This is a genomic window from Myxococcus sp. CA039A, from assembly GCF_013336645.1.
Taxonomy (GTDB): domain Bacteria; phylum Myxococcota; class Myxococcia; order Myxococcales; family Myxococcaceae; genus Myxococcus; species Myxococcus llanfairpwllgwyngyllgogerychwyrndrobwllllantysiliogogogochensis.
This window is the reverse complement of record NZ_JABUMQ010000374.1, coordinates 1-9,957: the sequence shown is the minus strand read 5'-3', so window position 1 is coordinate 9,957 and position 9,957 is coordinate 1. Positions and strand designations below refer to the sequence as shown.

The 9,957-nt window shown below is 71.2% G+C and carries 8 protein-coding genes; 5 read left to right on the top strand and 3 right to left on the bottom strand.

Annotated features, from left to right (window positions below; all coding sequences use genetic code 11):
- From HR086_RS40280 to cmk, 3 genes are all read left to right on the top strand, one after another.
- On the top strand, window positions 1–786 hold a 786-nt coding region (locus tag HR086_RS40280; RefSeq protein ID WP_174468263.1), incomplete at its 5' end, for an acetyl-CoA carboxylase carboxyltransferase subunit alpha.
- Between the two features lie 26 nt (window positions 787–812).
- Entirely contained in the window at window positions 813–1,904 is a 1,092-nt protein-coding gene (gene hisC, locus HR086_RS40275; protein WP_174456606.1) for a histidinol-phosphate transaminase, read from the top strand.
- Window positions 1,901–2,593 carry a (d)CMP kinase gene (gene cmk, locus HR086_RS40270; RefSeq protein WP_141648763.1) on the top strand — a complete coding sequence of 231 codons (693 nt, stop codon included), beginning with the start codon at window positions 1,901–1,903 and terminating at the stop codon, window positions 2,591–2,593. Before hisC ends, cmk begins: the two co-directional genes overlap by 4 nt.
- A 32-nt stretch (window positions 2,594–2,625) precedes the next feature.
- On the opposite strand, the gene HR086_RS40265 is transcribed toward cmk, so the two are convergent.
- Complete coding sequence (locus tag HR086_RS40265) at window positions 2,626–4,764, bottom strand: transglycosylase SLT domain-containing protein (RefSeq protein WP_174468262.1); 2,139 nt, start codon at window positions 4,762–4,764, stop codon at window positions 2,626–2,628.
- 354 nt (window positions 4,765–5,118) lie between these two features.
- Between HR086_RS40265 and HR086_RS40260 the strand changes: the two genes are divergently transcribed.
- Window positions 5,119–5,352, top strand: a complete 234-nt coding sequence (locus HR086_RS40260) for a hypothetical protein (protein WP_141648765.1) — start codon at window positions 5,119–5,121, stop codon at window positions 5,350–5,352.
- A 77-nt stretch (window positions 5,353–5,429) separates the two neighbouring features.
- Here the strand turns inward: HR086_RS40260 and HR086_RS40255 are convergent, their stop codons facing one another.
- Together HR086_RS40255 and HR086_RS40250 are read right to left on the bottom strand one after the other, a co-directional pair.
- Window positions 5,430–7,055, bottom strand: coding sequence for a CAP domain-containing protein (locus HR086_RS40255; RefSeq protein WP_174468261.1), 1,626 nt, complete (start codon window positions 7,053–7,055; stop codon window positions 5,430–5,432).
- A complete protein-coding gene (locus tag HR086_RS40250; RefSeq protein ID WP_141648767.1) occupies window positions 7,052–7,351 on the bottom strand; it encodes a DciA family protein in 300 nt (99 codons plus the stop codon). The genes HR086_RS40255 and HR086_RS40250 overlap by 4 nt, the downstream gene beginning before the upstream one ends.
- Window positions 7,352–7,533: 182 nt before the next feature.
- On the opposite strand from HR086_RS40250, the gene HR086_RS40245 reads away from it, so the two are divergent.
- On the top strand, window positions 7,534–9,957 hold a 2,424-nt coding region (locus HR086_RS40245; protein WP_174468260.1), incomplete at its 3' end, for a carboxypeptidase regulatory-like domain-containing protein.

The following is a 9,957-nucleotide window of genomic DNA, read 5'->3' as shown; positions in this document are numbered from 1 at the left end:
CGGGACATCTGCACCACCTGCCACCCCGCGCGCCCCTACTTCCTGGACTACATCCGCCTGCTGTTCACCGACTTCGTGGAGCTGTGCGGAGACCGGCACTTCGGCGAGGACCCGTCGATTGTCGGAGGCTTCGCCCGTTTCGACGGCAAGCCGGTGATGGTGATGGGGCACCAGAAGGGCCGCAACACCAAGGAGAACATGGCGCGCAACTTCGGCATGCCGCGCCCGGAGGGCTACCGCAAGGCCCGCCGGCTGATGGAGCTGGCGGAGCGCTTCGAGAAGCCCATCCTCACCTTCGTGGACACGCCGGGCGCCTACCCGGGCATCGGCGCGGAGGAGCGCGGCCAGGCGGAGGCCATCGCCGTCAACCTGGAGGTGATGAGCGGACTGCGCGTGCCCATCATCTCCACGGTGGTGGGTGAGGGCGGCTCGGGTGGCGCGCTCGCCATTGGCGTGGGCAACCGCGTGCTGATGTTCCAGAACAGCGTCTATTCCGTCATCTCGCCGGAGGGCTGCGCCTCCATCCTCTTCCGCGACGCCAGCAAGGCGGACAAGGCGGCGGATGCGATGAAGCTCACCGCGGGCGACCTGCTCCAGATGAAGATCATCGACGAGGTGGTGCCCGAGCCCGCCGGTGGCGCGCATCGAGACCCCGCGAAGGCGGCCGAGGCGCTCGGCAAGGTGCTGCGCAAGCACCTGGGCCAGCTCGCCGAGCTGTCACCCGACGGTCTGGTCAAGGACCGCTACGCGAAGTTCCGCGCGCTCGGCGTGTTCACCGGTCGCTGAGGCACATCTCCAGGGCCTCTACCTCCATGCGACCTCTCGTTCCTCCCCATGTCGAAACGCTCAAGCCGTACGTGCCGGGCAAGCCCATCGAGGAGACCGAGCGCGAGTTCGGCCTGACCGGTGTCATCAAGCTCGCCTCCAACGAGAACCCGCTGGGGCCCTCCCCGCGCGCGCTCGAGGCCATGCGGCTGGCGTCAACCCAGGTGCATCTGTATCCGGATGCCACGTCGTTCCACCTGGTGCGCCGGCTGGCCGCGTCCCTGGGCGTGCAGCCGCAGGAAGTGGTGCTGGGCAGCGGCTCCAACGAGCTCATCGAGCTGCTCATCCGCACCTTCACCACGCCGGAGGACGAAATCCTCCTGTGCAGGAACTCCTTCTCCGCGTACCGCATCTCCGCGCAGGCCCACGGGCGGCCCTTCGTGGAGGTGCCCATGCGCGAGGGCTACCAGTACGACTTGGAGGCCATGGCGCGCGCGGTGACGCCGCGCACGCGGCTCATCTTCCTGGCCAATCCGGACAACCCCACGGGCACCGCGTTCGGCCGGAAGGAGCTGGAGACCTTCCTCGCGGCCGTCCCGCCCGAGGTGCTGATTGCCTACGACGAGGCCTACTTCGAGTTCGTCGACTGGCCCGACTACGTCAGCGGCGTGGAGTTGTTCCGGCGTCACCCGAACGTCGTGGCGCTGCGCACCTTCAGCAAGATTCACGGGCTGGCGGGCATCCGCCTGGGCTACGGCGTCATGGACGCGAAGCTCGCCATGTATCTGCAGCGCACGCGCATGCCCTTCAACCTGACGGTGGTGGCGCAGGCGGCGGGCCTCGCGGCGCTGGAAGACACCGAGCATGTGCGGCGCACGCGGGAGAACAACCGCGCGGGCCTGCGCTACTTCGAGGCGGAGCTGCCCCAACTGGGAATCACCCTCACGAAGAGCCACGCGAACTTCGTGTTCGCGGACTTCCGCCGCTCCTCCACCGAGCTGTACGAGCTGCTCCTGCGCAAGGGCGTCATCGTCCGGCCCTTCGCGGGCGGGGGTTTTCCCACCTGTCTTCGCATCTCCGTGGGGACGGCCTCGGAGAACGAGCGGTGCGTGCGCGCACTGAAAGAGGTGCTCTCGTGAGCCCACGCTGCTTCATTGTCGCCATCGACGGGCCGGCCGGTGCTGGCAAGTCCACGGTGTCCAAGCTGCTGGCGCGCCGGCTCGGCTTCTCCCTCGTCGACACGGGCGCCATCTACCGCTGCGTGGCGCTGATGGCGACGGACGAGCGCATCCCCTACGACGACGACGCGCGCCTGGGGGAGCTGCTGGGCCGCGTGCACATCCACTTCCAGGTGGTGGGCGAGGAGAACCGCGTCTTCCTCGGCGGCAAGGACGTGTCGGGCGACATCCGCTCGCCCGAAATCTCCATGGCCGCGTCGCAGGTGTCCGGGCGCCCTGTCGTCCGCGCTGGGCTGCTCCAGCTCCAGCGTCGCCTGGCCCTGGAGTCGAGCAAGGGCTCCATCCTGGAAGGCCGCGACATCGGCACGGTGGTGTTCCCGGACGCGGACGCGAAGTTCTTCCTGGAGGCCAACCCCGAGGTGCGCGCCCGCCGCCGCTTCGAGGAGCTGTTCCAGAAGGGCGTGGAGAGCAGCCTCGACGACGTGCTCGCGGACCAGACGAAGCGCGACAAGGATGACTCCGCGCGCGCGGTGGCTCCGCTGAAGGCCGCGGAGGACGCCATCCGCGTGGACTCCAGCAGCCTGCCGCTGTCGGAGGTGGTGCACTCCATGGAGGCGGAGATCCTCCGCCGCATGGCGGCACGCGGGTAGGGCGCACCTGCGCTCCACCCGTCCGGGCCGGCTCAGAAGGTGACGCCCTCCTTGGAGGGCGCCGGCACCACCAGCGACAGCCGGGGCTGCACGCCCTGGGCGTCGTAGAAGGCGTGGTAGAGGAACAGGTCCGCCACCACCTGCTTGACGTAGCCGCGCGTCTCCCGGAAGGGGATGGACTCCACGAAGAGGTCCAGCGGCAGGTCGCCGCGCTCCTGGGCCCACTTCGCCGCGGCGCTCGGTCCCGCGTTGTATGCGGCGGCGGCGAGCACCGGATGTGAGAAGCGCTCCATCAACCGTGACAGGTACCAGGCCCCGTAGCGGATGTTGCGCTCGGGCGAGAAGAGGTCCGCGGGCGCCGGGTCTGGCTCCGCGAGCTTCCGGGCAATCTCCGTCGCCGTCTTGGGGATGATCTGCATCAGCCCGCGCGCGTCCGCCGCGCTCATGACCTCCGGCTTGAAGGCGCTCTCCCGCCGCATGATGGCCCACACCAGGAACGGGTCCACCTTGTGCGCCGTCGCCGCCTGCTCCACCGCGTTCGAGAAGGCGCGAGGGTAGAAGGCCGCGAGCGCATCCGGCTCGCGAGAGCCGAAGGCCCGGCCCCACAGGTGTCGCGCCGCCACCGTGTGCGCATGGCCGAACTCACCCAGGCCGATCAACGCGTGCGCGAAGGGCAGGGCCTGGTCCGCGGAGCGCAGGCGCGCCACATGCGACTCCACCTCTTCGGCCGCGTCCCGGAACAGGCCCGCGCGCGTCAACTCCACCGCCAGCCCCAGCTCGGGAGGACGCGGCAGCTCCAGCGACAGGGGAGGGCGCGGGAAGCTCGCCGGTGCCACCCGTCCCAGCTCCTTGAGCCGCTCCGAGGCCAGCAGCGCGTAGAACGACGCGGGCGCCACGGTGATGAGACGCTCGTACTCCGGGCCGACCTCCGCGGCGGCCCCGCCGCCCAACTCGCGGCTGCGAGCCATCCAGTAGCGCGCCTGCGGGGCCAGGCTGCTCCTCGGGAAGGTCGCCACCAGCGACTCCAGCGACGCGCGCGCCTTCGCGTAGTCCGCCAGCCGCAGGTACGCGAGAGAACGGAACCACAGGCCCTCGTCCCGACGCCGCGAGCGCGCGTAGCGCTCCCCATGCGCGGTGAATGACTTCGCGGCCTCGGCGAAGCGCCCCGCCTGCAGGTCGAGCCAGCCCGCGAAGAAGGCGCCTTCCTCGCCCGCCGACTGCGAGGCGTACTTCTGGTCCAACGCCGCCATCAGCGCCCGGGCCTTCTCGTTGTCGTCCGCGCGCAGGGCCCGCCGCGCCATGAGCAGCTCCGCGTCGGCCGCTACACTCGCGGGCCCCTTCTCCGCGACGGCGAGCGCCTGCCGCGCGTCCTCGTCGCGGCCCAGCGCGAACAGGGCCCTGGCCCGCAGCAGCGACACCTTCGCCGTCTGCTCCTTCGAGAGCTTGTCGCCCTTCAGCGCCTCCAGCTCCTCCAGCGCGCGCTGGGACGCGCCACCGCTGAGGAAGCCCTCGGTGCGCTGCGCGCGCTCCGCGAAGCCCAGGCGCACCCCGGGACGGCGGACCTCGGTGAGCCACTTCACCGCGTCATCGGCGTACGGGTGCGTGGGAAAGCGCAGCGCCACCATCATCAAATCCGCCTGCTGCCCCGCGCGATTGCCCGACGCGCCTCGCGCCTGGGCCCGCTGGAAGAGCAGCTCCGGGGACGGCGTCGCCTTCACCGCCGCCTCCAGCACGCCCACCGCCTGCTTCGCCTTGCCCGCCTTCAGGAGCGATTCGCCCAGCCGTGACCGGGCCCGCGTCACCAGGTCCAGGGGCGCTCCCGGGGCCTCCAGCACCCGCGCGAAGTCCAGCGCGGCCCCCGCGGCATCCCCCGCGTAGAAGCGCGCCTGGCCCAGGTAGAAGGCCCGGTAGGGCTCCAGCAGGGCAGGGGCGGGGCCGGCCGCCAGCATGTCGCGCGCCTCGGCCGCTCGCCCGTCGGACAGGGCCAGTGTGCCCGCCAGCAAGGCGAGCCGCCCCGCGTCTGGACACTGCTTCGCCACGCAGGCAGCCCACTCGCTCTGGGCCCTAGAGGTCGCGTCGGTCTGATGAAGCCGCACGGCCTCCAGGGTTGTCGGGGATTGTCCCAGGGAAACCCCCAGTGCCCACCCCGCGACCGTCCCCATCCAGCTCATGTGTTCTCCCTTTCAGCACGCGGCTTTGCGGCCTGCCAACGAGACGCGTCCCTCAATCATTCCCCCTCTCACACGAGGGGGGTGGTTTGACAGCCGGCCCGACAAGTCCTAAATCCGCGCGCCATCGGGCCGGTTCGAAATGTCCTCAACCCGTCGTCATTCGCTGAAAGCGTTCAGGCGATTACGTGCTCTTGGGTCATTGAAGTCGGCCCGTTGCGTCACCCGGGGTGCATCACTACTTTGCGCGGCCGTTGCACGCTACCCCGGTCCGTCGTTGTCCAGGCGGGACCTGTCGTCCGGTAACACTGCTCGTTCACAGCGCTCGGGGGGGAAACAGCACAGAGGGAGGGCTCCATGAAGCCGTGTCCAGCCGATCTGCCGCAAACCATCAATCCCGAGGCCGGGCCGAAGCGTGCCGGTGTCGAGACGCATCGCAACCTGAATTGCCACCAGTATGACAACTGCCTGGACGAAGCGGTCCGGCGAGGGTGGCAGTCCTTCACATGCATGAAGTGCCCGATGTATCAGCACGCCGCGCCGCCGCAGATGGGCCTCGAGGCTTACGCCACCCAGCGCCGTCCCGTCTGATTCGGAGTCGCTTCACCGTGTGAGGGGAGGCCCCGTTATGGAGAGGGGCGCCCCACACGGGCCGCGCCCGCCGCGCCTCACTGGACCGCGGCGTAGATGACGGCGACCCAGTATTGCTTCGCCCCAAAGCGCTTCGAATCGCCCCGCACCACGCCCACGCCCACCCGGTTGTTGGTGGCTTCGGTGACGCTGCGGGACTCGGGGAGCGCGGCCGGGTCCGAGACCACGAAGAAGTCCACCGATGCGGTCCCCGCGTCGGGGAGCACCCGGAACACCCGTTCGTGCAAGGGCGCCTCGCCAGGCTGGGCCGCGGGCTGGTCCAACTCCAGCGCATGTCGGGCATGTGCCAGCGCCAGGGACTCCAGCGCCTGACTCCGGGCCAGGGGCGGCAGCTTCTTCGCGGCGCGCCACCGCGCCAGGGCGTCATACGCGTCCTGCTGGGGATTCTGCGGGTCCGCCGAGGCGGGCGACGCGGCGGTGAAGACCTCCGTGACGGTGGCCTCGCTGCGACCGCCTGCCACTGTTCGCAGGACGACGCCCACCCCCATGAAGCGGAACCCGGGATCCAACAGGTTCCGGCGGTGACCCGGGCTGTGTTCGATGCCGAAGTGCGCCGCGAGCGGCCCGGCGGCCTGCCCCAGGTTCTCTCCGGCCCGTCCGTAGCGCGAGCCCGGGGGAAGTCGACGGGTGAGGGTGCTCCCATCCGGCGCGATGTGCGCGAAGAAGCCCTCTGTCGTCATGCGAGTGCTGTACCCCTGGGCCACGCGCTCCAGCACCGGGTCCGGCATCAGCTCCACCAGCCCATGGGCCCGGCGCAGGGCGTTGATGCGCTCGTGCAGGGCGCTCCGCGCGCCTTCCTCCGTGGTGGGCTCCACGTTGTTCTCGCGCTCGCCGCGCAGACGGACTTCCCCAATCTGCGTGAGGAACAGGGACGTGACTTCCGGCCCCGCGTCGCCCTGCGCGACCACCTCCACCGTGTAGGTACCGGGCCTGAGGAAGTCCAGGCGCGTGCAGAAATCGGAGCCCTCCGTTCCTCGCCGCGTGAGGGGGACGATGACCACTTCACCGTCGGGTCGCGTGACGTAGATCTCCGGCGCATGGAGCGGCGGATTGAGCCTTCCGCAGAGCGTCTGCACCGCGCGCTCGCCGGGCATGACGCGGGGGAACGGCTTCAGCTCCGCCTTGCGGTCCGACACCAACGTCACCAGGGCGGCGCGCTTGTCCACCAGGGCCACGCCCACGCCGAAGTGGGTGGCCCGATCCGAGTTGAGGTCGGTCCGGGCGCGCAGCGACTCGAGCGCATGCGCATGGGCCCACGCGCGGATGACGAGCGCCCGGGGCGCCGGATCCGCCGCGCCCGCGTCGCTGACGGCCTCCGTGAGGGTGAAGAGGTCGGGTGCGCCCGTGAAGACGCCGCTGAGGGCATCGTGGGCCAGTCGCCTCGCGGCCACGCTCAGCGCGCTGTCCTCCGTGGGCGCGCGACGTCCCACGCGCTCGAACTCCCGCACCACATGCTGGGCGGCCTGCCGCTCCATCGACTCCGCCGGCGTCAGCGGGGCCTTGCGCTCGGGCGGTGGGGCGCGCGGCGCCAGGGGCGCTGACGGCGGCGTCGTGGCCCTGGAAGGCGTGGCGGGCCTCGTTGCTCCCGTCGTGGGCCTGGGCGCGGCGGCCAGGAGCGCCGTCAGCGCGAGCACGGCGATCATCGGGTGTCCCACCGGAAGGTGAGCGCCTTCACCGTGCCGGGGCCCAGTCGTTCATTGAGCTGCGCGCACAGCGAGGGCGCCTCGGCCTCCAGGGTGCGGGCCCACTCGGCGCTCGTGACGATGACGACGAGGGTGCCGCCCTCCAGCGCACGGGGGGAGCTATGGCGGGCAATGTGTGCTCCCACCACCGCGCCCCACACGGGCGCGAGGGCATGGCCCCGGCCTGACTCACCCGCGAGGCGCGCCAGGACACGGGGTAGGAGACTTTCCAGGGACTTGGGCTCGCCACGGGCCATCGCGCACGATGATGATTCGTGAGAACCTGAAAGCCAACCACCTGTTGCGTGACGTGGGCGAAGAGCGGGCGGCCGGGTCCGACGGTGTCCAGCGAGGGGGCTTCAGGGCCCTCCGCGCCGTCGCGCGATGGGCGTCGTGCCTGTATGGTCTTGGGCGTTCCGCCCCCCGGGAGCCGCACTGTATGAGTCCCTCGCCTCGTCCCCTGCTGCTGACAGCCCTCGTGTGCGCCCTGGGGACGCTGGCCGGCTGTGGGATGAACGCCGACGAAATCCCCGGCATCCCCGGCGACAACAAGCCGCTGCCGGGTCCCTGCGCGGTGGACCAGGACTGCCCGAACCCGTCCCTCTTCATCTGCAACACGGCGCTGTCCCGCTGTGAGCCCGCCTGTCGGACCCGCGAGGACTGTGAGGAGGGCAAGCGCCAGCAATATGCGCTGCCCATGTGTGACAACCCGCTGGGCTGTCAGTGCGACATGAACCGGTGCGTGGTGGGCCTGTGCGCCGCGGACGCGGATTGCGGCGTGGACGAGGTCTGCCGGGACGGGGCCTGCGGGGCGCCTCCGGCCCCGGCGCTCGCGGCCTCGTGCCAGGTGACGCCAGAGGTCGTCGTGGGCAGCCCCGAGTTGTCCGTCGTCTTCGGGGTGTGGGTGAAGGATGCGTCGGGGCGGCCCGTGGTGCCGCGTGATGGCGCGACGTGGTCGTCCCTCTCTCCGATGGCGACAGGCGGGGGCACGGGCGTCCGGGCTGCTTTCACGCTGCGGGTGCCCGGCGCGGAGCAGGACGTGGTGGAGGCGCGCGTCGGCTCGGCCGTCTGCCGCGCCCGCGTCATGGTGCTCAGCCCCGACGTGCCGGACGGAGGGGTGCGCGTGCTCGTGTTTGACGAGCTGACGGGACGCCCGTTGCCGCTGGCCTCCGTCGCCGTGTCGGAGGTGGGCGGGAAGATGTTGTCGGTGGCGCTGACGGGGCTCGATGGCGTCGCGTGGGTGCCCGCCTCGGGCACCGTGGGCCTGTCCGCCTTCCACCCGGACTTCGGCTACCTCACGCTGGCCCGCCATGACGTGGACGACCACCGCGATGTCCGGATGGCGCTGCGGCGCAACCCGCAGGATTTCTCCGGAGGCGTGCGGGTCGACTTCGTCGAGCCGCGTGCTGCCGGCGTCCCGGCTCCCATGCTGCGGTTGGGAATGACGGGCCTGTCGGTGCCGGGGCTCTTCTCCGAACTGGCGTCGGGGACGTTGCTGGGCTTCGAGCGCGAGGTGGAAGTGAGCGCGGGCGGCACGCGGCGACTGCCCCTGCCGTCGGGCACGGCGCTCTGGTTGGAAGGGGGCACGCCGCCTCCGGCCTCCGCGCCCGGGGTGGCGGGTATCTGCGATGGCGCGCTTGCCGGGGTGTTGAATCCCGAGGAGGCCATCCTGTCCGGTACCTGTGGCACCCGCGCGGCCTGGGGGCTGACGGGGAGCGTGCCGGTGGCGGAGCTGCCGCTCAATGCGTTGGAACCCGGAGCCGACCCGCTGCTGATGCTGGGGCGCCTGCTCCCGCTGTCTCCGCGCTTCTATTCGTCCGTGGCGCGCGATGCCGCCTTCCGCCTGGTTCCCACGCCGGGCCTCTCCACGGGAGAACCAAGGCCAGACACCGTGGCGTATTCCGAGAGCGTGTCCCTGGACTTCGAGGGCGTGCGCCTGGCGTTTCCCTTCGCCGTGCGCGTCCCGGAGCTTCCTCGCTACCGGGGGACCTATCTGGACCGGGCCTATGTGGTGAGCACCGTGGTGGCGCCGGGACGAGGGCTGGTGCCCCTGGGGCTTGGAGCCGCGGCCAACGTCGCGCCCGCGGATCCGAACACGGACGCGGATGTGCGGGTGGGCCGGTCCGGCGTGGTGGCCCTGCGCATGGCCCCCGCGCACCATGGCCTGGAGGGGCAGCCCTACCGACTCCTGGTGGGAGCGACCTCCCGAGCGGCCCTCGACGATGCCTCCGCGGGCACGGCGACCGGCTTCGTGGTGGCGGATCTGCCGGGATTGACCTTCGACCCCCTGGGCGAGCACCCCGTCGAGCCCACCGCCGACTTCCTCCCGATTCCCGAGGACGCTCGCTACAACTTCGACGGCGCCGAAGCCCACGGACTCCAGGGACGAGAGCTGCGCGCCGACGTCGACGAGCCCGCCACCCTGGTCCGCGTCGTCTTCACGGACCGCCTCGGGCGACGTTGGACGGTCCTGGCCTCACCCGACGAGCTGGAGGAAGGCATCCGTGTCCCTCGACCTCCCGCGGGGCTCGAGGACCGGACCTACTTCGGCGACCACCTGGGCTCGCGGGCGCTCCTGCGAGTGGAGGTGCTCCAGGTCACCGGGCGTGATGCTCGTGACACCCTGGGGCCCTCGCGGCTGGTGGCGGCGGGCGGTCCGGGCCTGGACCACGTGGGGGACCTGACTCGCGCGGCGTCGTCGCTGGACGTGGGGCGCCCGGAAGTCACCTGGCTCTATCCGGAGCTGGAGGGACAGCGGCTGAGCCGGGGAAGCGCCGTCCGTGTCCGAGTCACCGGTTTTCGCCCGGGCGCGAGCGCCGGAGCCGACGGCCGCGTGCGTGTCATGGTACGGGGGGGCGGGAAG

Excerpts from the sequence above, each read along its gene's own strand:
- hisC (WP_174456606.1), top strand. The coding sequence starts at position 813 with ATGCGACCTCTCGTTCCTCCCCATGTCGAAACGCTCAAGCCGTACGTG.
- HR086_RS40260 (WP_141648765.1), top strand. The coding sequence starts at position 5,119 with ATGAAGCCGTGTCCAGCCGATCTGCCGCAAACCATCAATCCCGAGGCC.
- HR086_RS40255 (WP_174468261.1), bottom strand. The coding sequence starts at position 7,055 with ATGATCGCCGTGCTCGCGCTGACGGCGCTCCTGGCCGCCGCGCCCAGG.
- HR086_RS40250 (WP_141648767.1), bottom strand. The coding sequence starts at position 7,351 with ATGGCCCGTGGCGAGCCCAAGTCCCTGGAAAGTCTCCTACCCCGTGTC.
- HR086_RS40265 (WP_174468262.1), bottom strand. The coding sequence starts at position 4,764 with ATGAGCTGGATGGGGACGGTCGCGGGGTGGGCACTGGGGGTTTCCCTG.